A 23,925-nucleotide genomic window follows, 5' to 3' on the forward strand; every position below is an offset into this window, starting at 1 on the left:
CAGGTCCTCAGCGGTAGCGCCGCGCCACGAAGGCCTTGGCGACGCCGTAGACGGCGCAGACCAGCGGGAACACCCAGATCATCGCGACGTCGCCGGGCACATGCATCAGCCTCGCGGACTGCAGCAGGCCTCCGGTCATGTACAGCATCGACACGCACACGGTGGCGACGCCGACCGACTCGAGTTCGATGCGCTGCTGCATCTCGTCCAGGCCGCGCATGTAGCGCACGATCGCGCGTACCGCGAAACCGATCGGCAGCAACGGCGCGATCGCGATCACCAGGCGCAGCGCCTGCGGTTCCACCCGCCTGAGCAGCCAGATCGAAGCCGACAGCACCAGTACGTACGCAGCCATCGACGCCATCAGCTCGCGCAGGTAGCGGCGGGTGAGTCCGGGCGGTGCGGTATCGCAATCGTCGGGGCTGCCGCGGTGCGCCATCGCCATCGCGGCCAGCATCAGGGCGCCGACGAACAGGACGATGGCGAAGTCCCGCGGCATGCCGGGCACCAGGCGCGGCAGCAGCACGGCGGCGGCGCCCAGCAGGACGGCGACGCCGGCGAGCATGCGCAATGCGGTCAGGCGCATGAGGGCCGCTCCTGGGGCGGTGAGGGAATCATGCAGGTCGGATGGAGATTCAAGCCGGGAGGTGTCAAGGTCGCTTGACACAAGGTTGCCTGCAACCGATGCGCGTGTCAAGCAAGCTTGACACCTGTGTCCGCGGACGCCTCCTGCGGACGACGACCTCGCCATGGTCCGCAGCCGGCTGCCCGCGCGACCTCGGGGGAACCGCGACGACCGGAATCCGGGCCAGCCACTGCGGGGCTCCACCGGCGCGCCGACTTGGCTGCCGACCTGAATTCTCGCGGCGAGCGCGGGCGCCACGCGTGCCGCGCGACCTCGGGAGATCCGCCGCTGGGCCTACTTGCTGCTGACGTACTTCTCGCGGCGAATCTGCGGCACGCCCAGACCCGCCGCCTTGAGCGCCTCGAAACAGGCATCGACCATGTTCGGGTTGCCGCACAGGTAGGCGATGTCGGTGGCCGGGTCGGGTGCGAACTCCTGCAGGAACTGCTGCACGTATCCCTGCCTCGCGTCGGCGTGGGCGTGGGCCGATCCAGGCGCGGGCAGCTCGCGCGAGAAGCAGGGGACGAAGCGGAAGCCCGGATGGGCATCGGCGAACGCGCGGAACTCGTCGCCGTACAGCAGCTCGGCCGGTGTGCGCGCGCCGAACAGCAGTACCACCTCGGCGCCACGCCCGGCCATCGCCTGCGACAGCAGCGGCAGCATCGACCGGTACGGGGTGACCCCGGTGCCGGTGCCGATCAGCAGGTAGCGCCGGTTGGCGTCGGCCGGCATCAGGCAGAAGCGGCCGAAGGGACCGCTCGCCTGCACGGTGCCGCCCGCTTCGAGACCTTCGAACAGCGCGGTCGCCGCGCCACCGGGGACATAGCTCACCGCGATCTCCACTGCATCGCCCGGCGCGAGCGCGTGGTCGTGGATGGTCGCCAGCGAATACGAGCGCTTGGTCGCGGTACCGTCGGCGTAGTGGAAGTGCACCTGGATGAACTGCCCCGGGACGAAGTCCAGCGGCTGGCCGTCGTCGCGGGTGAACGTCAGGTGCGCCACCGACGGCGCGAGCATGCGCTTGCCGACGAGCTTGAGCGGAAACTGGACGATGGCCAAGACCGGAATGGGACGCTCTGGCCCGGGAGCGGGCCGATGGGGCGCCTATACTAGCGGTTCGCCGCGAAACGCGGCCGAGGCCCACGCGATGATCCCTGCTTCCGACACGGTTCCGGGCGCGCCCGCGCTGCGGATCCGCGACCTCCGCAAGACCTACGACAACGGCGTCCAGGCGCTCAAGGGCGTGTCGCTCGACGTGCTCCCGGGCGACTTCTACGCCCTGCTCGGCCCCAACGGCGCCGGCAAGAGCACGCTGATCGGCATCGTCTCGTCGCTGGTCAACAAGACCGCCGGCGAGGTGTCGCTGTTCGGCGTCGACCTGCACGCGCAGCGCGCCGCGGCGATGCGGCTGATGGGGCTGGTGCCACAGGAACTGAACTTCAACTTCTTCGAGAAGCCGCTCGACATCCTGGTCAACTACGCCGGCTTCTACGGCATCCCGCGCAACGAAGCGCTGGTCCGCGCCGAGGAGGAACTCAAGCGCGCGCTGCTGTGGGACAAGGCGCGGACCATGGCGCGCACGCTCTCGGGCGGGATGAAGCGGCGGCTGATGATCGCCCGCGCGATGATGACGCGCCCGCGCCTGCTGATCCTCGATGAACCCACCGCCGGCGTCGACATCGAGATCCGCCGCGGCATGTGGCAGACCCTCAAGGAGATCAACGCCGCGGGCACCACCATCATCCTCACCACCCACTACCTCGAGGAAGCCGAGAGCCTGTGCCGCAACCTGGCGATCATCGACCACGGCGTGATCGTCGAGCAGGGGCCGATGCGCGCACTGCTGGCCAAGCTCGACGTCGAGGGCTTCCTGTTCGACATCGACGGCGAGCTGCCGCAGGAACTGCCGCAGATCGAAGGCGCGACCCTGCACGTGACGGACGAGCACACGCTCGATCTCGACATGCCGCGGGCGATGGACCTCAACCGCGTGTTCGCCGCGTTCGAGGCCGCCGGCATCCGCGTGCGCTCGATGCGCACCAAGTCGAACCGGCTGGAGGAACTGTTCGTGCGCCTGACCGGCAACGGCGCGCAGCAGGCGGCGTGAACGCGCCATCGCCCCGGGCCCGACGCAATCCCGAACGCAACTCCTTCCTCCCTGGCGCCGCGCGCGGGGCTGGGCCATGAAAGCAGACCGCATGAACACGATCGCCACCGCACCGCCCACCGTCGCGCGCAGCAACTGGATCGCGCTGCTGACCATCATGCGCCGCGAGGTCGCGCGCATCCTGCGCATCTGGGGCCAGACCCTGGTGCCGCCGGCGATCACGATGACGCTGTACTTCCTGATCTTCGGCGGCCTGATCGGCTCGCGCATCGGCGACATGGGCGGCTTCAGCTACATGGAGTTCATCGTCCCCGGGCTGGTGATGATGAGCGTGATCCAGAACAGCTACGGCAACATCTCCTCGAGCTTCTTCGGCGCCAAGTTCGGGCGCCATGTCGAGGAACTGCTGGTGAGCCCGATGCCGCCGTGGGTAATCCTGGGCGGCTACGTCGCCGGCGCGGTACTGCGCGGGCTGATGGTCGGCGTGATCGTGCTGCTGATCGCGATGTGCTTCACCACCGTGCGCATTCCGCATCCGCTGATCACCCTGGCGACGGTGCTGCTGGGCGCGACCATCTTCTCGCTGGCCGGGTTCGTCAACGCGGTGTACGCGAAGAAGTTCGACGACGTCGCCATCGTGCCGACCTTCATCCTGACCCCGCTGACCTACCTGGGCGGCGTGTTCTATTCGGTGAAGCTGTTGCCGCAGTGGGCCGAGACCGCCACCCACTTCAACCCGGTGTTCTACATGGTCAACGCCTTCCGCTACGGCCTGCTCGGGGTGAGCGACGTGCCGGTGTGGATCGCGTTCGCGCTGATGCTGTTCTTCGTTGCCACCCTCGGCACGCTCGGCCTGTGGCTGCTGCACAAGGGCGTCGGGCTGCGCAGCTGATGTGCGTGCTGGTGCTCGGCGCCGGCGGCACCGGCGGCTACTTCGGCGGGCGCCTGGCGCAGTCGGGTGCGGACGTGACCTTCCTGGTGCGGCCCGCGCGCGCCACCGCACTGCAGCGCGACGGCCTGCGCATCCGCAGCCCGCTGGGCGATGCCGACGTCGCCGTGCGCACGCTCACCGCCGACACGCTGGCCGATGCCGTCGCGCGCGGGCCGTTCGACCTGGTCGTGCTCGCGTGCAAGGCCTACGACCTGGCGGCCGCGATCGATGCGGTGGCGCCGGCGATGGCCGGGACGACCACGCTGCTGCCGATCCTCAACGGCCTGCTGCACTACGACGCGCTCGACGCGCGTTTCGGCCGCGAACGCGTGCTGGGCGGGCTGTGCTTCATCAGCGCCACGCTCGCCGACGATGGCGCGATCGCGCACCTCGGTCGCCCCGCCTCGATCACCTTCGGCGAACGCGACGGCGGCGGCAGCGCGCGCGTGGCCGCGTTCGCGGCGCTGTGCGCTAGAGCCGGCATCGAGCACCGCGCGAGCGACGACATCGCGCAGGAGCAGTGGAACAAGTTCAGCTTCCTCGCCGCGCTCGCCGCCGGCACCTGCCTGATGCGTGCCGGCGTCGGCGGGATCGTCGCCTGCGAGAACGGCGCGGAGTTCATGGCCGCGCTGCACGACGAATGTCTCGCGGTCGCCGCCGCCGCGGGCCGGCCGGTCGCCGCGAAAGCGCGCGAGTTCGCGCGAACCCATCTGGTCGACCCCGCGTCGGACGTGAAGGCATCGATGCTGCGCGATCTCGAGGCTGGTGGCCGGGTCGAAGCCGCACACATCGTCGGCGACATGTTCCATCGGGCGCGCGATGCGGGCCTCGACGCCCCGCGCCTGCAGGCCGCATGGGTCCACCTGCAGTGCTACGCGCGCGCCTGACCGCCGCGCGTCGCGTGCGGCGCGCGGCGCCCAGTCCCCGCGTCGCGGTTCAGCGCTTCAGTGTCAGGTAGGTCGCGTACCACTGCATCGGATCGTCGGTGTTGTTGTCCTGGAACAACGCCGTGCCCCGGCCGTCGCCGTTGAGGCCCAGCCCCAGCAGGTGATGGTCGCTGTTGGTGAAGGTGAACTCGAAGCCCTGCAGGGCGTCGATGCGGGCCCCGGCGGGCAGGTTCGAGCGGCTGCGATCGGTGCCGGCAAGCCCGCCCCGGCTCGCGACCTGGCTGTTGGGGATCCAGGCGTACTGCACGGTGACCCGGTAGCCGCGGTACTGTCCCGAGTTCTGCCGGATCGCCCGGCTCGAGGCACGGGTGCCGGCGACCACGCTGCCCACTTCCAGCAGGCCCGGCAGCGGCACCAGCATGCTCGCCGCCATCGCGCCGAGGCTGGCCTCTAGGCCGCGGAAGTCCAGGCCCTGGTCGTCGGTGAGCGAGACCCGGGCGATGTTGCGCTCCGGATCCAGCCACACCGCGACATTGCGCAGGTTGGCATCGGTGCCGTCGGTGCGGCGGAACTCGAAGCCCGAGAGCACCAGGGTCGAATCCGGCGGCGCCCGCTCGGGCAGGCGGATGTCGAACTTGCCGCCACCGTCGGCGGTCACCTGCTGCACCTGCGCGCCGGGAAGCGAGGTCAGCAGGACCCGGCCCCGGAACGGGTCGTCGCCATTCTGGTCGGCCAGGGCCAGGCGCGCGAACCGCTCCTCGCCCAGGACCCCGATCCGGCGCAGCTTGTGGTCGCCGTTGAGGAACGCCAGTTCGAAGCCCGCCAGCGCCCAGCCGCCCGGCAGCGGCCTGTCGAGCGCCGCCGGACCGTTGTCGCGCAGGCCCTGGATCTGGGCCCGGTGCAAGTCGAGATGGCCACGCGGTGCCGGCGTCTGCACCACGACCGGGGTGTGCATCGGAACCACCACGCCGCGGTCCGACTGCGCAGGCACCACCGCCCGCGTCCCGGAACGCTGCTGCGGCGCGGCCTCCGCCCCGGGGCGTCGCGCCGGCGGCTTGACCTGTACGCCGGTCCGCTCCGGCGGTGGGGTCACCTGCACCCCGGACCGTTCGGCAGGGGGCGTCACCTGGACCTGGGCGACCGCGGGCGCACCCCCGGCCAGGCACAGCAGCAGGGCGAGGGACAGGCAGGACGAATGCAGCGGCGGGACGCGCATGGGAAGCTCCGGCAGAGGAAGGACACCAGCGCATCCGCAGGTAGCGGCCGGCGACTGCCACGTCCCCGCTGGCAGTCGCGTGCCGCATTGCGCGGATGGCCTTCCGAGCCACCCCGATTCAGGGGCACACGGGAGGGACGACCGATGTATCGGATCACCGCATCGTGCCTGCTGCTGGCGCTGGCCGCCTGTTCCGGGCCTTCCGCCGACAAGCGGGCCGACCGGGCCGCCGAACAGGCCGCGGCCGCTGCGGTCGGCGCCGCCAGCGACGGCAAGGTCCGGTTCGACCCGGGCGAGGGCACCCTGCTGGTGGAGGACGACGGCCTGCGCATGCAGTCCGGCGGTCCCGACGGCATGCTGCGCCCGGACTGGTGGCCCGCGGACGTCGACCTGCCGCAGGAGCACGTATCCGCCAGGTGGTGCGCAGCGGGCCGGACCAGCTGCTGGTGGTGACCGTGCCGCGTCCCGGCAGCGCGATCCACCAGGAGATCGAACAGGCCATGCAGGGCCGGGGCTGGACCACGGCCAGTGCGTCGCAGTCGGCCAACGGCGCGGGCATGGGCGTGTTCCGCAAGCCAGGGCGCGAGGTCGCCGCGATGGTGATCCCCGCGCGCAAGCCCGGCGACGCGACCACGATCACGTATCGCCTGCGTCAGGCCCGCGCCCCGTGAACGGATGAGCGGCCGGTCGCCGCGCCGCGGCGGGAATTTGGCTACCCTGTGGTCCGGGCCTGCGCCCGGGCATGGGGCCGCGCATGGGGAACGAGATCACGCAGTTGCTGGAGCGGGCGAGCGCCGGCGAACCGGCGCAGCTGTCCGAAGTCTTCGAGCGGCTCTACCCGGAGTTGCGACAGATCGCCGCCGCCCGCCTGCGCCCCGGCGAACGCACGCTGACGCCGACCATGCTGGTGCACGAGCTGTACCTGCGCGCGACGAGTGGCGAACCGCTCAGCGCCAGCAGCCGGCGCCACTTCTTCACCACCGCGGCCAAGGCGATGCGCTGGATCCTGGTCGATCACGCGCGTCGCCGCGCGGCCGGCAAGCGCGGCGGCGACCTGCTGGAAGTCACGCTGACCGACTCCCTGGCCGGCACGCCGGCTCCCGACGTGCTCGGCGTGCACGAGGCGCTGGAGTCGCTCGGCGAGATCGCCCCGCAGCAGCGCGACATCGTCGAACTGCATTACTTCGGTGGCCTGGAATTCGCCGAAATCGCCGCCGTGCTCGAGGTGTCCGAGCGCACGGTCTACCGCCAGTGGCAGCGGGCGCGTGCTTTCCTCCACGCCCAGTTGGCCTAGGGCCATCCGCCGACCGGGTAAATCGTGGCGGGCCGCGGCGCCATCTCCACTCCTGCCGGAGTGGCCCTGTCGAAGGACGCGGGCCGCCGCGGGACAGGGCGACTTTCCAGCCCCCGGACGCGAAGGGGCGACGGCGACCGGTCCGGAGGCGGGTGGGTGACGCGCAGACCGGCCGGTGGCAGTCGCGGGTCGCGAATTGCGGATGCTGGCGGGAAACCGGTCACGTGCGCCGGTCGCGACAAACCGGGAGAAAGCGATGGGACGTGAAGCGGTGGTGCTCGGAATGCTGGTGGCGGTGGCGGCCGGCCTGTCGTCTCCGCAGGCGCTTGCACGCGATACCTGCCTGGTCGGCAGCTGGAGTCCCGTGGGCAACGGCGCCGCCGAGTGGATCCAGCGGCAGGCGCCGGGCATGAAGATGGCGGTTACCCAGCAGGCGGCCCTCCTGCGCCTGGAGGCGGATGGACGCTACAGCCTGCGCTCGCAGGTGCAGGCCGAAGCGGGCGCCCAGGGCAAGAGCGCCCGGAGCCATGGCACCTTCTCGGCCCGTGGGACCTGGACCAGCGCCGACGGCAAACTGAGCCTTGTGCCCAGCGCATCGGCCACCGACGGCAAGGTCGAGATCGGCGCGAACGGCCGCTCCGCCGCGATGGCCCTCCCCGAGTCCACGGCACAGACGACCACGCATGAATACCGGTGCGCGGGGGCCGAGCTGGAAACCCGGATGCGGGTGCCCGGGCACGGCGATCCGATCGTGCAGCGCTATCGCAGGCAGTAGGGGAGTCATTCGCATGCTGGCCACGACCAAGACGATCCACCCAGCGCCGGTCCGCTCCGCGCTGCGGACCTGGCTGTTGTTCGCCGGGATGGCGGGTTCGACGCTGGCGGTGGCGCAGGCGGCCCCGTCGTTCGACTGCAGCAAGGCGCGAACGCCGACCGAGCTCTCGATCTGCGCGTCGCCGCAGCTGGCCCTGCTCGACGGCATCCTCGGGCGCTACTACGCGCAGGCCCGGGGGTCATTGCCGCGTGGGCAGCGCGCCTGCCTGGTCGCCGACCAGCGCGCATGGCTGGTCTCGCAGCGCGACGTCTGCGACACCGAGGCCTGCCTGGAGCGCGCCTACCTCCGACGCGTGCGGGCGCTGGAGGGCCTGTTGACGGGCATGGCGCTCGACCGGCGCCTGGAGCGGTTCCCCGCCGAGGGCGAACCGCCGCTGCTGACGATCGTTCCGGCCGGTGACGCGAGCGGAGTGCCCGAAGACCAGTTCACCGAGGTGATCCTGGACGGGACCCCGCTCGAAGACGAGGGTGGCTATCTGCTGGTCGACGGCGATTTCGACCTGGACGCCTGGCACGATTACCTCGACCTGCAGGGCGACCTGGAGGGGCTTCGCGCACGCTTCGGCGACGGGCCGATCGTCATTCCCGGGATCGTCGGCGGATTCGGCGGCGGGACGCTCGATGCGCGGGCACGCGCGGCCATCGATGGCGTGGCGGCACGCGGCGGCCGTCTTCGGGTCACCGGTCGTGCCGACTACGTCGATGCCGCGCCACACGTGATCGACAGCGGCGAGTGCGCGTTCGTCTACCTGCTCGGCCCACCCTGAGGGGTTTCGCGCGCGGGCGGCAACGGGTGATGATCGACGCGGGCGCCACAAGGGGGCAATCGGGACATGGACGCGCGCGACAAGGCGGCCTGGCGTGAAGCGGACCGGATCCTCGACCAGCTGCTCGACCTGGCCCCGGAGCATCGCGCGGCAGCGCTGGAAGCCACCGCGCCGGACCCCGCATTGCGCGCGATGGTCGAGCGCCTGTTGGCGGCGCATGGCAACGCCACGGGTCCGCTCGAATGCGCGCCGAACCTCGACTCCCTCGATCCGCGCGAAGGCGGCAGCCTCGCCGGCAAGCGCCTGGGTCGCTGGCGCCTGGTGGAGGAGATCGGCCGGGGCGGCATGGCTGCGGTGTATCGCGCGACGTCGGAAGAGGTGCCGGTCGGTCAGCTGGCCGCGGTGAAGGTGCTGACTTTGGGGGCGCTGGCCGCCGGCGGTCACGACCGGTTCCTGCGCGAACAGCAGTTGCTCGCGCGCCTGCGTCATCCCGGCATCGTGCCGCTCTACGAAGGCGGCGTGGCGGAGGACGGCACCCCCTGGCTGGCCATGGCCCTGGTCGACGGCGAGCGTATCGACGCGTGGTGCAACGACCGCGGCGCGGACCTGGAGACGCGCGTCGGCCTGCTGCTGCAGATCGCCGGCGCATTGGCCTATGCCCACCGCAACCTGGTGATCCACCGCGACATCAAGCCGTCCAACGTGCTGGTCGACGAGGATGGCCACGTGCGCCTGCTGGATTTCGGCATCGCGCGGCTGGCCGACGAGCTGGAACCCGAACGCACCGCCACCGCGCTGCGCGCGCTGACCCCGCAATACGCCGCGCCGGAACAGTTCGCCGGCGATGCGCCCGGCACCGCCATGGACGTGTATGGCCTGGGCGCGCTCGCCTACTGCCTGCTGGCCGGGCAGCCGCCGCATGGCGAAGGCGGGCGCGGCACGGAACGTCCGCCGCCGCCATCGCGTGCCCGGCGGATGGAGGATCGGCGCGAGGGTGCGGCGCGGGCTTGGGCGCGGCGCCTGAAGGGCGACCTCGACACCATCGCGATGAAGGCCCTGGCCGAGCGACCCGAGGATCGCTACGCCAGCATCGAGGCCATGGCCGACGACCTGCAGCGCTGGCGGGAGCGGCGACCGATCCGTGCACGCGCACCGAGCCTGGGCTACCGGCTGGGCCGGCTGATCGCGCGGCGGCGCGCCGCCACCGCCGCCTTGCTGGCGGTCGTGGTCCTGGGGGCGGTCGCCGCCGGGCAGATCGCCGTGCAGCAGCATCGCGCCCAGGAGCAGGCCGCGCGCGCGTCGATCGTGCGCGACTTCCTGGCCGACGTGCTGGCCTCGAGCGATCCGTCCGAGGGCGAGATCCCGGACGCGCTGGACATCCTCGAGACCGGCGCCCGGCGCGCGCGCGAGGAACTGCGCACGACCAGCCCCCTGGCCGCTGCCGACGTGCTGTCCATCACCGGCAGCGCACGCAACGCGCTCAACGACCTCGACGGCGCCGAGGCGGACCTGCTGCACGCGCTGGAGATCCTGGAAGGCCTGCCGCAGCCGTCGCCGCCGGAACTGTCGCGCGTGCACTGGAGCCTGGGCGTGCTCTACAAGATGCGCGGGACCCGTCGCTCGCTCGACCACCATCTGGCCGCGGTGGAGTGGGTGCGCAAGTGGGACGCGCCCGCGACCGAGCGGGTCAAGGCCGAGGTCTCGCTGGCCAGCGCATGGTCGCGGTACGGACAGATGGCCGATGCCGAGCAACGCCTGCGCGAGGTGCTGGCCGGAATTCCCGAAGCCGGCATCGAAGGCACCCAGGAGCACATGGATGCACTCAATGCGCTGACCTCCATCCTCGCCCGCAGGAACGGCCCGCTGGAGGAGCGGATTGCCCTGCACGAGCAGAGGACGGAAGTCGGGCGCCTGCTGTACGGGGCCGACAACGGCTGGTATGCCTACACGCTCGCGGACGCGGTTCCTACCCTGCGCCGCGATCCCGCGCATCTGCCGCGGGCCGAGGAGATGGCGCGCGAGGCGGTGGCGATCACCGAGCGGATCTACGAAGAGCCGCACATGTTCGCCGCGGTGGCGACCTGCAACCTCGCCGCATTGCTCGCCCAGAGCGCGCGGATGCAGGAAGCGGCCGGCTACTACTCGCGCGCGATCGGGATCGACGAAGCCCTGCAGCGCAACGACCTGCACGCCCGCTCGTGCCGGTTCGGCCGCGCCTACGTCCTTGCCTCGCTCGGCCAGGCGGATGCCGCGCGCGACGACCTCGCCCGCGATCGCACGATGCTGTCGGTCATGGAACTGGAGCGCTCCGGCGAATGGATGAACAATTGCGCCATGGAGGCGCTGTTGCAGGTCGCCGCGGGCACGAGCGCCGCGGCCGCCGCGACGCTCGACGACTGCCGCACGCAGCACGCGCCGGCCGATGGCGGCCCGATACCGCTGTTCGAGCTCGCGAACGCCGAGCTCCACATCGCGCAGGACCGTCCGGACCTGGCCGCGCCGATCCTGCGCGCGCTGCGCGAAGTCCTGCCGCCCGGCGAGCCGACCCGGCGCTGGCTGCGCCCGTGGCTGCTGTCGGTCCACGTCGCCCGGGAAACCGGTGATGCCCCGCTCGAGGCGCAGCTGCGCGCGCAGCTACGGCCGCACATGGCCGATGAGGCGGCGGGCCCCTGCCTCGACGCCGGCGATGTGCCGAGGGCGTGTCCAGCCTTTCCCTGAGCGTCCGGCGGCTCCGCGGCCGTTTGCCGCGGACAGGAATCGCGGGGCCGGCACGCGCCACGGCCCCGACCCGTCGACCGGAGCCGGTAACGGGCAGGCACGCGATGGCAGTTCGCCTCCCCCGTTGACGGATGCCTGCCCAGGTGCCGATCGCACCGCGGCCGCGTCGCGGCCACCACGGGCCAGGCCGGCCGCTTCCGGCCCATGCATACGGGAACATGCACATGAAGATCTCCTGCACGCGTCGTCCGCTGACCGCGTCCCTGCTCCTCGTCCTCGGCCTGGCGACGGGCGCGGCGGCGGCGGGCGAAACCTGCGAACTGAGCGGCGGCGGCGCCGGCGGCGCCGTTGCCGACCCCAGTGCCGATGCCTTCGCCTGCGGCCAGGGCGCGCAGGCCACGGCCCCCAACGCCACTGCCGTCGGTGCGGACGCCACCGCCACCGGCTTCGCCGCCGTCGCCGTCGGCCTCGCCAGCGAGGCGACCGCGCAGGCGTCTACCGCGATCGGCACATCGGCCGTGGCCGACGGTTACATGAGCACCGCACTGGGCGCCGGCTCCACCGCGAGCACCGCCGGCAGCGTCGCCTCGGGCAGCTATTCGGTCGCCAGCGGCAACGGCGCGGTCGCGCTCGGCGGCTGGGTGGACACCAATGGCGACAACATCGTCGACATCGACGAACGCACCACGGCCAGCGGTTGGGACGCCACCGCCGTCGGCAACCGCGCCCAGGCCACCGGCACCGACAGCACCGCGCTGGGCGCGCGCAGCCAGGCGAGCGGCGGCTCCTCCCTCGCCAGTGGCGTCGGCAGCGCCGCCTCGGGGGCGAACAGCACCGCGCTGGGCTACGGCAGCATCGCCAGCGGCGACCTGAGCGTCGCCAGCGGCGCCAACAGCCAGGCGACCCAGGAAGCGGCCAGTGCGTTCGGCGTGCAGAGCGCGGCCACCGGCATCGGCGGCACCGCGCTGGGCTTCGCCAGCCAGAGCAGCGGCTTCCATTCGCTGGCCAGCGGCGGCTACGCCATCGCCAGCGGCGACTCGGCCACCGCGATCGGCTTCCAGAGTCATGCCTCCGGTGGCGGCGCGAACGCGCTGGGCGTGTTCGCCCTGGCCAGCGGCCTGTCGAGCACGGCCATCGGCACCAGCAGCCAGGCCACCAGCGATGGGGCGACGGCGATCGGCTTCGCGGCCGAGGCCTCCGGTGCCAACGCCACGGCGGCCGGGTACTTCAGCAGCGCCACCGGCAGCCAAGGCACCGCATTCGGCGCGATCAGCTCGGCGGCAGGTGCGCAGAGCACCGCGATCGGCGCGGTCTCCAGCGCCAGCGGCGATGCGGCCACCGCCTTGGGCCACACCAGCCTGGCCAGCGGCTTCGGCAGCACCGCCCTGGGCAACAGCAGCCAGGCCACCGCCAGCGGCAGCGTCGCATTGGGCTATGGATCGGTGGCGGACCGCAACGGCACGGTCTCGGTCGGCACCACGGTCAGCCAACGCCAGATCGTCAACGTCGCCGCCGGCACCCAGGGCACCGATGCGGTCAACCTCGATCAGCTGCAGGCCACGCTGGCCACGGCCAATGCCTACACCGACACGGCGGTCGCCACCGGCGGCACTGCCGCCAATGCCTACACCGACAACCGCGAAACCGCGATCCGCACCGACCTCGACGCCGGCGATGCCGCCACCCTCAGTGCGGCCAACACCTACACCGACACCCGCATCGCCGACCTCGTCGGCTTCGACCCCAGTGCCCTCAACGGCCGCATGGACGCGCTCGAGGACCGCTTCGCCGACGTCGACGGGCACCTGCATCGCCAGGACCGCCGCATCGACCGCCAAGGCGCGATGGGCGCGGCGATGCTCAACATGGCCATCAACGCCGCCGGCAGCAACAGCCCGCGCGGCCGTATCGCGGTGGGCGCCGGCTTCCACGGCGGCGAACAGGCGCTGTCGATCGGCTACGGCAGGCGCGTCGGGCAGCGCGCCTCGTTCTCGCTGGGCGGGGCCTTCAGCGGCGGCGAACGCTCGGGCGGCGTCGGCTTCGGCGTGGATCTGTAGCCCGACGCGGCAGGCGGCGGCCCCCGGTCCGGGCCGCCCGTCCGCATCAGTCCGCGGCCGGCGGGGGCAGGCGGAAGAACGCCGCCGCGGTCGCGGCGCTGGCGGCGGCGGTGGTCGTCACGTCCTCGCCGCGGTCGCGCGCCAGTTCCTCGACGATGTGCGGCAGGAAGGCCGGTTCGTTGCGGCGCTCCTTCGGCATCGGCCGGAGCGTGCGCGGCAGCAGGTAGGGCGCGTCGGTTTCCACCATCAGCCGGTGGGCCGGGATGTTCTTCACGATCTCGCGCAGGTGCGCGCCGCGACGTTCGTCGCACAGCCAGCCGGTGATGCCGATGTGCCAGTCCTGGTCGAGGTAGTCGAACAGCTCCTCGCGCGTGCCGGTGAAGCAGTGCACCACCGCCGGACCGAGCTTGCCGTCGAACCCGCGCATGATCGCCATGAAATCGGCATGCGCGTCGCGCTGGTGCAGGAACAGCGGCTTGCCGGTGTCGACGCCGATCTGCAGCTGGCGTTCGAAGGCCTTGCGCTGCGCCGGGCGCGGGGAGAAATCGCGGAAGTAGTCGAGGCCGGTCTCGCCCACGGCGACCACTTCGGCGTGCGCGTGCAGCGCGCGCAGTTCGGCATCGCACTCGTCGGTGTACTCGACCGCGTGGTGCGGGTGCACGCCCGCGGTGGCGGACAGCACGCCCGGATGCGCCTGCGCGAGCGCCAGCGCCCGCGGCGAGTGTTCGCGGCTGGCGCCGGTGACTACCATGCGCGCAACGCCGGCCTCGCGGGCACGCGTGAGAACCGCGTCGCGGTCGCGGTCGAAGCTGTCGTGGGTGAGGTTGGCGCCGATGTCGATGAGCGTGTGCATCCTCCTATTGTAGGGGCGCCTTCAGGCGCGACCTGCCGCGACCTCCTCGTGACGCCTCGTTCCGCCTGCGTCGTCGACGCAGCCAGGGTCGCGCCTGAAGGCGCTCCTACAATAGGAGGATGACGTTTCCCATTGCCTCGCTGCTGCCGGAGATCGTGCGCAGCCTCGGCGCGCATCCGCGGCTGGTGCTGGAAGCGCCGCCCGGCGCCGGCAAGACCACGCAGGTGCCGCTGGCGCTGCTCGACGCGCCGTGGCTCGCCGGCCGCAGGATCGTGATGCTCGAGCCGCGCCGCGTCGCCGCGCGCAGCGCCGCGACGTTCATGGCGCGGCAACTGGGCGGGGAGGTCGGCGACACGATCGGCTACCGCATCCGCTTCGAGACGCGGGTGTCCGCCCGTACCCGGATCGAGGTGGTCACCGAAGGCATCCTCACCCGGATGCTGCAGGACGATCCTATGCTCGAGGGCATCGGTGCGCTGCTGTTCGACGAATTCCACGAACGGCACCTGGCCGGCGACCTGGGCCTTGCGCTGGCGCTCGACGTGCAGTCCGGCCTGCGCGAGGACCTGCGGATCGTGGCGATGTCGGCCACGCTCGACGGCGAGCGCCTGGCGCAATGCCTGGATGCGCCGCGCCTGTCCAGCCGGGGCCGCAGCTTCCCGGTGGCGATCGAGCATGTCCCCGCGCGTCGCGACGAGGCGCTCGCGGTGCAGGTGCGGCGCGCGGTCGAACACGCGCTCGCGCGCCATCCTGGCGACGTGCTGGTGTTCCTGCCGGGACGGCGCGAGATCGCCCAGCTCGAGGCGGCGCTCGCGCAGGCCGGGACCGGCGCGCATGCGGCCGAGGTCGAGGTGCTGGCGCTGCATGGCGACCTGCCGGTCGAGCAGCAGGCGCGCGTGCTGCAGGCGGCCGGCGACGGCCGTCGGCGCGTGGTGCTGGCGACCAATGTCGCCGAATCCAGCGTCACCCTGCCGGGCGTGTGCGTGGTGGTCGATACGGGGTTGGCGCGCGAACCGCGCTACGACCCCAACAGTGGTTTCTCGCGGCTCGACGCGGTGCCGATCTCGCAGGCCTCGGCCGACCAGCGCGCGGGCCGCGCCGGTCGCGTCGCGGAGGGTTTCGCCTACCGCCTGTGGCCGGCGTCGCAGCGGCTGGAGCCGCAGCGACGGCCCGAAATCATGCAGGTCGAACTGGCAGGACTGGCGCTGGAACTCGCCGCCTGGGGCGATGCCGACCTGCGCTTCGTCGATCCGCCGCCGCCCGGTGCGATGGCTGCGGCACGCGAGTTGCTGCAGCGGCTCGATGCGCTCGATGCGCAGGCGCGCATCACCCCGCATGGGCGGCGCATGCTCGCGTTCGGCACCCATCCGCGGCTGGCGGCGATGCTGCTGGCGGCGCGCGACGCCAGCGAGCGCGCGCTGGCCTGCGACCTCGCTGCGCTGGTGGAGGCGCGCGATCCGATGCGCGCGCGCAGCGACGGCTGGCGCGAGCGCTGGCTGGCGCTGGCCGCGTTCCGCGGTGGCCGCGCCGGCGGCGACGATGCCCATCGCGGCACGCTGGCGACGGTGGACGCCGCGGCGAAACAGTGGCGGCGCCGCGCCGGCGCGCCCGCACCGCCGCGCGCCGACCTGCCGGCGCACGCGCTCGGCGACCTGCTCGCGCACGCCTTCCCCGATCGCATCGGCCGGGTCCACCCGCGCGATCCCCAGCGCTACCAGCTCGGCAACGGGCGGATGGCGCGGCTCGCCGACGACAGCACGCTGCGCGGCGAGCCGTGGATCGTCGCCAGCGAGCTGCGCTTCGAGACGAAGGATTCGCTGGTGCTGCGTGGCGCGCCGGTCGACGAGGCGCGGCTGCGCGAGGACTTCGCCGCGCACTTCGTCGAATGCGACGAGGTGCGCTGGGATGCAGGCAGGCGCGCGCTGGTGGCCGAGCGCGTGCGCCGCTTCGACGGCATCGTGCTCGATGCGCGGCCCGCCGGGCGCGTCGATCCGGTGCTGGCGGCGCAGGCCCTGAGCGACGCGGTGGCCACGCTCGGCCTCGACGCCCTGCCCTGGAGCGAAGGCCTGCGGCAGTGGCGCGCGCGGGTGCAGTCGCTGCGCGCCTGGATGCCGGAACTGGGGCTGCCCGACCTGTCCGAGGACGCGCTGCTGGCCACCCGCGACGACTGGCTGCGGCCCCTGTTCGCCGGCGCGACCCGGCTCGACGCGCTGTCGGCCGAAACGTTCGCCGAGACCCTGCGCGCGCGGCTCGACTGGGCGTTGCGCCAGCGCATCGAGCAGCTCGCCCCGGTGCGCATCACCGTGCCCTCCGGGCAGGAGCGGCGGGTCGACTACGCGCTGGCCGCGGACGGCACGCCGCAGGCGCCGGTGCTCGCGGTCAAGCTGCAGGAACTGTTCGGCCTGGCCGAAACCCCGCGCATCGCTGACGGCCGGGTGCCGCTCACCCTGCACCTGCTCTCGCCCGCCGGGCGGCCGCTGCAGGTCACCCAGGACCTGCGCGGATTCTGGGAACGCACCTATCCGGAAGTGCGCAGGGAGATGAAGGGGCGGTATCCGCGGCATCCTTGGCCGGAAGACCCCTGGAACGCGGTGGCGACGCATCGGGCGAAGCCGCGGGGGACTTGAGCGATGCTGGCGGTCGCTTCATTGGCATCGCCCGTGGCGACGGTGCAAGAGTCTCGCTCCCGGGAGGTACGCGCGGCGCGCTCACGCCGCGGCGACGCGGCCTGCCGCAGACTACGATCGCATTGGACACGCCTTCAGGATCACCCCATGAGCAGACTCGATTCGTATTCCGGCAAGGTGATGGACCTGGTCGGCCAGGTCGGCGACAGCCTCCGCACCTCGCTGCCGGGCACCACCGGCAAGTGGCTGCAGACCGGGGCCGCGCTGGGCGTGGCCAGGACCGGCAGCCGCGTGGTGGGCAACTTCATCCGCCGCAATCCGGCGGTGGCCGTCGCGGCAGCGGTCGGTGCCGGCGCGATCTGGTTCGCGGTCCATCGTCACCGCAACAAGCAGCAGGCCGAGGGTGAGGTGATCGAGGGCAAGGCCCGGCGCATCGAGCCGCGACGCACGCCGCGCAAGACGACCACGCGCCGCGCACCGCGCGCCAAAAGCGGCGCCGAAGAATAGAGTCCCGTTCCCGACGCATCCGCCCTCGCGCCACACCCGGCGCGACCCTGCGGCCGTCCTCGCGTCAGACCGGCGCTTCGGGCAGTTCCAGCACGAAACAGGCGCCGCCGCCTTCGCGGTCCTCGTAGCGAAGTTCGCCCCCTAGCGCGCCGATGATCTGCCGCGCCAGCGACAAGCCCAGTCCGGTCGAGTCGGCGTCGGTCGCATGGTCGCCGGTGTTGATGCGGAAGAACGGGGTGAACAGCGACGACTGCTGCGCCGGCGGGATCCCCGGGCCCCGGTCCTCCACCCGCAGCTGGCGGAAGCCCGGCGCCCCGGGCCGCACCGACAGATCGATGTCGCTGCCCGGCGCGTACTTGATCGCGTTGCTGATCAGGTTCTCGCACACCTGGCGCAGCACCAGCGGATCGATCGCGACGTCGACTTCCTCCATCGCCAGGATCCGCAGGCGCGCGCCGCGGTGCTCCAGTTGCAGCGCATAGCGCTGCTCCACCCAGCGCACCAGGTCGCCCAGGCACGCGCTCGCCGGCGCGCTGTCGCCCTGCGAACGGACCGAGGCCTGCGTCTCCAGGTAGCGGCGGATGTAGCCCAGCGCGTCCTGGGCGCTGTCGCGCACCATCTCCAGGTAGCGCGGGATGCGGTCCTCGCGGGTCTGGCCGGTGATCAGCAGGTCGCTGGCGAAGAAGATGCTGGTCAGCGGGTTCTTCAGATCGTGCGCGACCAGGTTCACCAGCTCCTGGCGCTCGCGCGCGACGCGCTCGAGCCGGTCGCGGGTGAGCTTCAGGCCGATGTGCGCCTGCACCCGCGCCAGCAGCTCCTCGGGCATGAACGGCTTGGTGACGTAATCGACCGCGCCCGAATCGAACGCGCGCAACAGCAGGTCGCGGTCGTGGGCGGCGGTGAGGAACACCACCGGCAGCCCGGACCACGCCGGATTCTGGCGCACTTCCTCCAGCAGGTCGAAGCCGTCCATCCCCGGCATCATCATGTCCAGCAGCATCAGGTCGGGGGGCTGATGCTCCAGCCGCCGCAGCGCGTCCTCGCCGCTCTCGGCGGTATGCACGGCGTAGCCCTGGCGCGACAGCAGCGCGCTGATGATGCGCAGGTTGGACGGCTGATCGTCGACGACGAGCACCCGTCCGGCGTTGTTCTTCGCGTTCGGCATGGCGCTCCGGCTGTCCCCTGCGACCGACGGGTTGCCGGCCGCGGCCCCCGGACCGGAAACGTTAGCAGACCGTCCGACCGCGGGGAATCGGCACAGTCGGCGTGCGCCGGCCGGTGATGTCCTGGCCATCATCGACGAGGCGCCACGCACCGGGCGCGAGCGCGCCCAGCGCATGTGCGCCGATCGCCACGCGCACCAGTCGCAGCGTGGGCAGCCCGACCGCGGCCGTCATGCGCCGCACCTGGCGGTTACGGCCTTCGCCGATCGCCAGCCGCAGCCAGGCGTCCGGCACGGTCTTGCGGAAACGCACCGGCGGGTCGCGCGGCCACAGCGCCGGCGGCTCGACCAGTTCCGCCTCGGCCGGACGCGTGCGCCCGTCGGCAAGCTCGACACCGCCGCGCAGCGCGTCGAGCTGCGCGGGCGACGGCGTGCCTTCCACCTGCACCAGGTAGGCCTTGGCCAGCTTGTGGCGCGGGTCGGTGATGCGGTGCGCGAGCGTGCCGTCGTCGGTCAGCAGCAGCAGGCCTTCGCTGTCGTGGTCGAGCCTGCCGGCGGGATACACCCCCGCCGGCAGGCCGAATCCCGCCAGCGTGGGACGCGGCGGCGTGCTGCGATCGGTGAACTGGCAGAGCACGCCGTAGGGTTTGTTGAAGGCGATGAGCACGGCGGTGATTCGTGGATGGGTGACGGGCGATTCGTCCGTGCGGCGCAGCCGGCGCGCCGGCGCGACACTGTGCGGGCGTCGCGCCGAAGTGGGTCAAGTGCGGTGCTGGGGAGGCCTCGGCATTGCAAGGCTTACGTCCGCAAGGGCGAGAACGCGCGCGTCGGAGGGTCTCGCCCGCGCGCGGTGATGGTCCCTCGGGCGTGAGGGTTACTCGCGGGCGGGCTTCACGAACCGCAACGTCATCCGGTCGCTCTCGCCGATCGCCTGGTACTTCTCCGCATCCGCGGCGTCGTGGTTGTTGCCGGGCGGCAGGGTCCACACACCGTTGGGGTGGTCCTTCGTATCCTTCGGATTGGCGTTGACCTCGCTCCTGGCGTCCAGCCTGAAGCCCGCCGCCTCGGCCATCGCGATCACCTGCGCCTCGCCGACGTAGCCGCTCTTGTCGTCCGCCGGCACGTCGGCCTTGGCCCGATGCTCGACCACGCCGAGCACGCCGCCGGGCTTGAGCACCTCGAAGAAGCCGTTGAACATGCCTTCGGCCTGGCCGCTGCCGCGCCAGTTGTGGACGTTGCGGAAGGTCAGGACGAGGTCGGCGGTGCCGGGCTCGCCGAACTTCGGCGCGGCCGGGTCGTAGGCCACGATGGTGGCGGCGTCGAAGCGGGTGGGCGCGTCGGCGAACTTCTTCTCCAGGCCGTCCTTGCCGCGCTGCTGGTAGTCGCGGCCGCGGCCTTCCGGCAGTGCCGCCGGATCGACGATGGCGGCGACATAGTTGCCGTCCTTGCGCAGGTATGGCGCGAGGATCTCGGCGTACCAGCCGCCGCCGGGGGTGATCTCGACCACGGTCTGGTCCGGTTTGAGGCCGAAGAACGCCAGGGTCTGGGCGGGATGCCGGTACGCGTCGCGCGCGCGGTTCTCCTCGCTGCGCCAGTCGCCGGCGAGGATCGCCTGCATCGTGGCATCCGCCGCGGCGGCCGGTTCGGCCTGCGCAGGCGCAGGGGGCGTATCGGCTGCGGTCGCGGTGAGCCCGGCGCTGGCCAGGGCGAGGGCGAGCAGCGAGGTCGCGAGCGTGGACGGAATGGAGGGTGAGCGGCGCATCGGGAATCTCCGGACGGAAACGAACGCGCAGCCTGCCACATCACCGCGTACGCCGGCGTGGTGGCCTCACGATATCGGATCCGCGGCGTGCCGCGCGTGCTCGCGCGCTTCGTCCAGGAGCCAGTCGCGGAACACCCGGAAGCCGGCATGCGCGCGCGAGCGTTCCGGATACACCAGCCAGTGCCCGCTGCCGGTCCGCAACCGCCGATCCGACAGCGCCACCAGCTGACCGGAATCCAGCAGCAGCCGCGCGCGGGTAGTCCGGCCCAGCGCGACGCCGACCCCCGCGAGCGCGGCGCGGTGGTGCGCCTCGGTGTCGTCGAGCATTGCCACGTAGCGCGTGGGGGGCTCCTGCCCGACATGGGCGAACCAGCGGTTCCACTGCCCGTCCGGATCCCCCACCAGCGGCCACTGCGACAGCGGCGCCGCCCCGACACCGCCCATGCGTTCGACCAGCGCCGGGCTGGCCATCGGCACCAGCCATTCGTCGAACAGCGGTTCTGCGACGGTGCCGGGCCATTGGCCGCGACCGATGCGCAGCGCTGCGTCGACCTCAGGCTCGCGCGCGAAATCGGCCACCGCCTCGGTCGACTGCAGGTTGATCTCGACCGTCGGATGCGCGGCGAGGAAGGCGCCCAGCCGCGGCACCAGCCATGCCGACGCCATCGACGGCAGCACGCTGATCGTCAGCACGTTCCCGCGGGGCGCGGCGAAGGGATGCAGCGCGTCGGCGATCGCGTCCAGGTGCGGCGCGATGCGGTCGAGCAGGCGCTGGCCGTCGGCGGTCGCCGACACACCGCGTGCGCCGCGGACCAGCAGTGGGTAGCCCAGCCGCTGTTCGAGCGTGCGCATCTGGTGGCTCAGCGCACTGACGGTGAGGTTCAGCGACTCGGCGGCACGGGTCAGGTTGCCGTGGCGGACCGCGGCGACGAAACCCTGCAGCGCATGTAGCGGCGGGCGGGACATACCTTGAAAATCGTTCAAGTCTGGCTTGCGGAAGTTTCGCTTTTCCGCCCCGGATCATGCGCCTATGTTTCGAGCCACTCAAGACAGTACATGAGGTGCCGAATGAATATCTATGCCGGCCTGCTGTTCAACCAGGGCTACGTTTCCGATCCGGCGCTGGCGCGCTCGCTGGCGCGGACGCCACGATCGACGCCGGGGGACGGGGCCGGTCCGCAGGAACCCGCGCCCGTCCCCGTGCCCCGCCGGCGCGTCTGGGCGGTGCTGCTGCCGGCGTTGCGTCGAAGCCCGCCATCGGCCGTGGCGGGCCCGCCGGGCCTCACTGCGCCGACAGCGTCGCCAGCACCGCGTTGAAGGTGGCGCTCGGACGCATCGCCGCCGTCACCCGCGCCAGGTCCGGGCGGTAGTAGCCGCCGATGTCGATCGCGCGTCCCTGGACCGCCTTGAGTTCGGCCAGGATCTTCGCCTCGTTCTCCGCCAGCGCCCGGGCCAGGGGCGCGAACCGCGCCTTGAGCCCCGGGTGTTCGTCCTGCGCGGCCAGCGCCTGCGCCCAGTACAGGGCGAGGTAGAAATGGCTGCCACGGTTGTCCAGCTCGCCGACCTTGCGCGCCGGCGAACGGTTCTCGTCGAGGATGCGTCCGTTGGCGTCGTCCAGCGCCTTCGCCAGCACCGGCGCGGCCGAGTTCAGCCAGCGCTGGCTGATGTGCTCGAGCGAGGCGGCCAGCGCCAGGAACTCGCCCAGCGAATCCCAGCGCAGGTAGTTCTCCTCGAGGAACTGCTGCACGTGCTTGGGCGCGCTGCCGCCGGCGCCGGTTTCGAACAGCCCGCCGCCGGCCATCAGCGGCACGATCGAGAGCATCTTCGCGCTCGTGCCCAGCTCCATGATCGGGAACAGGTCGGTGAGGTAGTCGCGCAGCACGTTGCCGGTGACCGAGATCGTGTCCTGTCCCTGGCGGATGCGGTCGAGCGAAAGCCGCATCGCCTCGACCGGCGGCAACACGCGGATGTCGAGCGCGTCGAGCGTGTGGTCCTTCAGGTACGCCTCCACCTTGGCCAGCACCTGCGCGTCGTGGGCGCGATCGCGATCGAGCCAGAACACCGCCGGCGTCTGGCTGAGCGCGGCGCGGTCGACCGCCAGCTTCACCCAGTCGCGGATCGCCGCGTCGCGGGTGCAGCACATGCGCCAGATGTCCCCGGCTTCGACCGCATGCTCGAACACGCTGGCGCCGGCGCTGTCCACGACCCGGATCCGGCCCTCGCCCGGGGCCTGGAAGGTCTTGTCGTGGCTGCCGTATTCCTCCGCCTTCTGCGCCATCAGGCCGACGTTGGGCACGCTGCCCATCGTCGCCGGGTCGAACGCGCCGTGGGCCTTGCAGTCCTCGATCACGGCCTGGTAGATGCCGGCGTAGCAGCGGTCGGGGATCACCGCCTTGGCGTCCTGCAGCTCCCCTGCGGCGTTCCACATGCCGCCGCCGTCGCGGATCATCGCCGGCATCGAGGCGTCGACGATCACGTCGGACGGCACGTGCAGGTTGGTGATGCCCTTGTCGGAGTTCACCATCGCCAGTCCCGGACGCGACGCGTACAGCGTGCCGATCTCGGCGGTCACGGCCTCGCGCACGTCCTCGGGCAGCGACTGCAGCCGCCCGTACAGGTCGCCGATGCCATTGTTCGGATCGAAGCCCGCGGAGGCCAGCGCGGCCGCGTGCCGTTCCAGCAGCGGCTTGTAGAACTCGCCCACCGCGATCCCGAACATGATCGGGTCGGAAACCTTCATCATCGTCGCCTTCAGGTGCAGCGAGAACAGCACGCCCTGCGCCTTCGCGTCCGCGATCTCTTCGGCGATGAACGCCGCCAGCGCCTTGCGCGACATGCGCGCGGCATCGACGATTTCGCCGGCCTGCACCTTCACCGCGTCCTTGAGCACGCGGGTGGCGCCGTCGGTGCCGGCGAACTCGATGCGCAGGGTGTCGGCGCGTTCGAACGTGGTCGACAGCTCGCTGCCGTAGAAATCGCCCTCGGCCATGTGCGCGACGTGCGACTTCGAATCCGCGCTCCACTTGCCCATGCGGTGCGGGTGCTTGCGCGCGTAGGCCTTGACCGACTTGGGCGCATGGCGATCGGAGTTGCCCTCGCGCAGCACCGGATTCACCGCGCTGCCCATGGCCTTGCCGTAGCGCGCGCGGATGTCGCGCTCGTGCGCGTCCTTCGGCTCGTCCGGATAGTCGGGCAGCGGATGGCCCTGGGCCTGCAACTCCCTGATCGCGGCCTTGAGCTGCGGCACCGAGGCGCTGATGTTGGGCAGCTTGATGATGTTCGCCTCGGGCGTCTTCGCCAGTTCGCCCAGCTCGGCCAGGTCGTCGCTGACGCGCTGCGCCTCGCCCAGCAGGTCCGGGAACTGCGCCAGGATCCGTCCCGACAGCGAGATGTCGCGCGTTTCCACCGCGATCCCGGCGGCGCCCGCGAACGCCTGCACGATCGGCAGCAGCGAGGCGGTGGCCAGGTACGGGGCTTCGTCGGTCAGGGTGTAGAGGATCTTCGGCGTGTCGGACATGGGCGTCTTGTTCCTGCGCATCGGTAAGAGGTGTGCCGCGCTCGGGAACCGCGCCCGGACG

Annotated in this window: 21 protein-coding genes; 12 read left to right on the forward strand and 9 right to left on the reverse strand. The window is 71.9% G+C overall.

Going from position 1 to position 23,925, the window contains the following annotated elements:
• Positions 1 to 7 precede the first annotated feature (7 nt).
• Together JMO03_RS17155 and JMO03_RS17160 are read right to left on the reverse strand one after the other, a co-directional pair.
• The gene (locus tag JMO03_RS17155) at positions 8 to 586 is read right to left on the reverse strand and encodes a hypothetical protein (RefSeq protein WP_202844975.1); all 579 of its coding nucleotides are present in this window, start codon (positions 584 to 586) and stop codon (positions 8 to 10) included.
• Positions 587 to 919: 333 nt separating this feature from the next.
• Positions 920 to 1,684 carry a ferredoxin--NADP reductase gene (locus tag JMO03_RS17160; RefSeq protein WP_273544283.1) on the reverse strand — a complete coding sequence of 255 codons (765 nt, stop codon included), beginning with the start codon at positions 1,682 to 1,684 and terminating at the stop codon, positions 920 to 922.
• A gap of 88 nt (positions 1,685 to 1,772) precedes the next feature.
• Here JMO03_RS17160 and JMO03_RS17165 point away from each other — a divergent pair, with 88 nt between their 5' ends.
• The 3 genes from JMO03_RS17165 (at position 1,773) to panE (ending at position 4,550) form a co-directional block, all read left to right on the forward strand.
• Positions 1,773 to 2,732, forward strand: coding sequence for an ABC transporter ATP-binding protein (locus JMO03_RS17165; RefSeq protein ID WP_202844976.1), 960 nt, complete (start codon positions 1,773 to 1,775; stop codon positions 2,730 to 2,732).
• A 91-nt stretch (positions 2,733 to 2,823) separates the two neighbouring features.
• A complete protein-coding gene (locus JMO03_RS17170) occupies positions 2,824 to 3,624 on the forward strand; it encodes an ABC transporter permease (protein WP_202845228.1) in 801 nt (266 codons plus the stop codon).
• A complete protein-coding gene (panE, locus tag JMO03_RS17175) occupies positions 3,624 to 4,550 on the forward strand; it encodes a 2-dehydropantoate 2-reductase (RefSeq protein ID WP_202845229.1) in 927 nt (308 codons plus the stop codon). The genes JMO03_RS17170 and panE overlap by 1 nt, the downstream gene beginning before the upstream one ends.
• A gap of 49 nt (positions 4,551 to 4,599) precedes the next feature.
• Here panE and JMO03_RS17180 read toward each other — a convergent pair whose 3' ends face one another.
• The gene (locus tag JMO03_RS17180) at positions 4,600 to 5,766 is read right to left on the reverse strand and encodes a hypothetical protein (protein WP_202844977.1); all 1,167 of its coding nucleotides are present in this window, start codon (positions 5,764 to 5,766) and stop codon (positions 4,600 to 4,602) included.
• Positions 5,767 to 5,910: 144 nt separating this feature from the next.
• On the opposite strand from JMO03_RS17180, the gene JMO03_RS17185 reads away from it, so the two are divergent.
• From JMO03_RS17185 to JMO03_RS17215, 7 genes are all read left to right on the forward strand, one after another.
• Entirely contained in the window at positions 5,911 to 6,219 is a 309-nt protein-coding gene (locus JMO03_RS17185; RefSeq protein WP_202844978.1) for a hypothetical protein, read from the forward strand.
• The gene (locus JMO03_RS17190) at positions 6,186 to 6,437 is read left to right on the forward strand and encodes a hypothetical protein (RefSeq protein WP_238346283.1); all 252 of its coding nucleotides are present in this window, start codon (positions 6,186 to 6,188) and stop codon (positions 6,435 to 6,437) included. Before JMO03_RS17185 ends, JMO03_RS17190 begins: the two co-directional genes overlap by 34 nt.
• A gap of 83 nt (positions 6,438 to 6,520) precedes the next feature.
• The gene (locus JMO03_RS17195; protein WP_202844980.1) at positions 6,521 to 7,060 is read left to right on the forward strand and encodes an ECF-type sigma factor; all 540 of its coding nucleotides are present in this window, start codon (positions 6,521 to 6,523) and stop codon (positions 7,058 to 7,060) included.
• Between the two features lie 256 nt (positions 7,061 to 7,316).
• A complete protein-coding gene (locus tag JMO03_RS17200; protein WP_202844981.1) occupies positions 7,317 to 7,835 on the forward strand; it encodes a hypothetical protein in 519 nt (172 codons plus the stop codon).
• A gap of 13 nt (positions 7,836 to 7,848) precedes the next feature.
• Entirely contained in the window at positions 7,849 to 8,661 is an 813-nt protein-coding gene (locus JMO03_RS17205) for a lysozyme inhibitor LprI family protein (protein WP_202844982.1), read from the forward strand.
• Between the two features lie 66 nt (positions 8,662 to 8,727).
• Positions 8,728 to 11,379, forward strand: a complete 2,652-nt coding sequence (locus JMO03_RS17210; protein ID WP_202844983.1) for a serine/threonine-protein kinase — start codon at positions 8,728 to 8,730, stop codon at positions 11,377 to 11,379.
• Positions 11,380 to 11,603: 224 nt separating this feature from the next.
• The gene (locus JMO03_RS17215; protein ID WP_202844984.1) at positions 11,604 to 13,436 is read left to right on the forward strand and encodes a YadA-like family protein; all 1,833 of its coding nucleotides are present in this window, start codon (positions 11,604 to 11,606) and stop codon (positions 13,434 to 13,436) included.
• Between the two features lie 46 nt (positions 13,437 to 13,482).
• Here the strand turns inward: JMO03_RS17215 and JMO03_RS17220 are convergent, their stop codons facing one another.
• Positions 13,483 to 14,289 carry a TatD family hydrolase gene (locus JMO03_RS17220; protein WP_202844985.1) on the reverse strand — a complete coding sequence of 269 codons (807 nt, stop codon included), beginning with the start codon at positions 14,287 to 14,289 and terminating at the stop codon, positions 13,483 to 13,485.
• Between the two features lie 119 nt (positions 14,290 to 14,408).
• On the opposite strand from JMO03_RS17220, the gene hrpB reads away from it, so the two are divergent.
• Positions 14,409 to 16,916: an ATP-dependent helicase HrpB gene (gene hrpB, locus JMO03_RS17225; RefSeq protein WP_202844986.1), complete on the forward strand. Its 2,508-nt coding sequence runs from the start codon at positions 14,409 to 14,411 to the stop codon at positions 16,914 to 16,916.
• Positions 16,917 to 17,063: 147 nt separating this feature from the next.
• Positions 17,064 to 17,423, forward strand: a complete 360-nt coding sequence (locus tag JMO03_RS17230) for a hypothetical protein (protein WP_202844987.1) — start codon at positions 17,064 to 17,066, stop codon at positions 17,421 to 17,423.
• Positions 17,424 to 17,487: 64 nt separating this feature from the next.
• Here the strand turns inward: JMO03_RS17230 and JMO03_RS17235 are convergent, their stop codons facing one another.
• The 5 genes from JMO03_RS17235 to JMO03_RS17255 form a co-directional block, all read right to left on the reverse strand.
• The gene (locus JMO03_RS17235; RefSeq protein WP_202844988.1) at positions 17,488 to 18,588 is read right to left on the reverse strand and encodes a hybrid sensor histidine kinase/response regulator; all 1,101 of its coding nucleotides are present in this window, start codon (positions 18,586 to 18,588) and stop codon (positions 17,488 to 17,490) included.
• A gap of 61 nt (positions 18,589 to 18,649) precedes the next feature.
• Positions 18,650 to 19,252, reverse strand: a complete 603-nt coding sequence (locus tag JMO03_RS17240) for a pseudouridine synthase (RefSeq protein WP_202844989.1) — start codon at positions 19,250 to 19,252, stop codon at positions 18,650 to 18,652.
• A 207-nt stretch (positions 19,253 to 19,459) separates the two neighbouring features.
• Positions 19,460 to 20,347: a class I SAM-dependent methyltransferase gene (locus JMO03_RS17245; protein ID WP_202844990.1), complete on the reverse strand. Its 888-nt coding sequence runs from the start codon at positions 20,345 to 20,347 to the stop codon at positions 19,460 to 19,462.
• A 66-nt stretch (positions 20,348 to 20,413) separates the two neighbouring features.
• Entirely contained in the window at positions 20,414 to 21,313 is a 900-nt protein-coding gene (locus JMO03_RS17250) for a LysR substrate-binding domain-containing protein (RefSeq protein WP_202844991.1), read from the reverse strand.
• 316 nt (positions 21,314 to 21,629) lie between these two features.
• Positions 21,630 to 23,864, reverse strand: coding sequence for an NADP-dependent isocitrate dehydrogenase (locus tag JMO03_RS17255; RefSeq protein ID WP_202844992.1), 2,235 nt, complete (start codon positions 23,862 to 23,864; stop codon positions 21,630 to 21,632).
• Positions 23,865 to 23,925 lie beyond the last annotated feature (61 nt).

Source organism: Luteimonas saliphila (genome assembly GCF_016774335.1).
Taxonomy (GTDB): domain Bacteria; phylum Pseudomonadota; class Gammaproteobacteria; order Xanthomonadales; family Xanthomonadaceae; genus Luteimonas; species Luteimonas saliphila.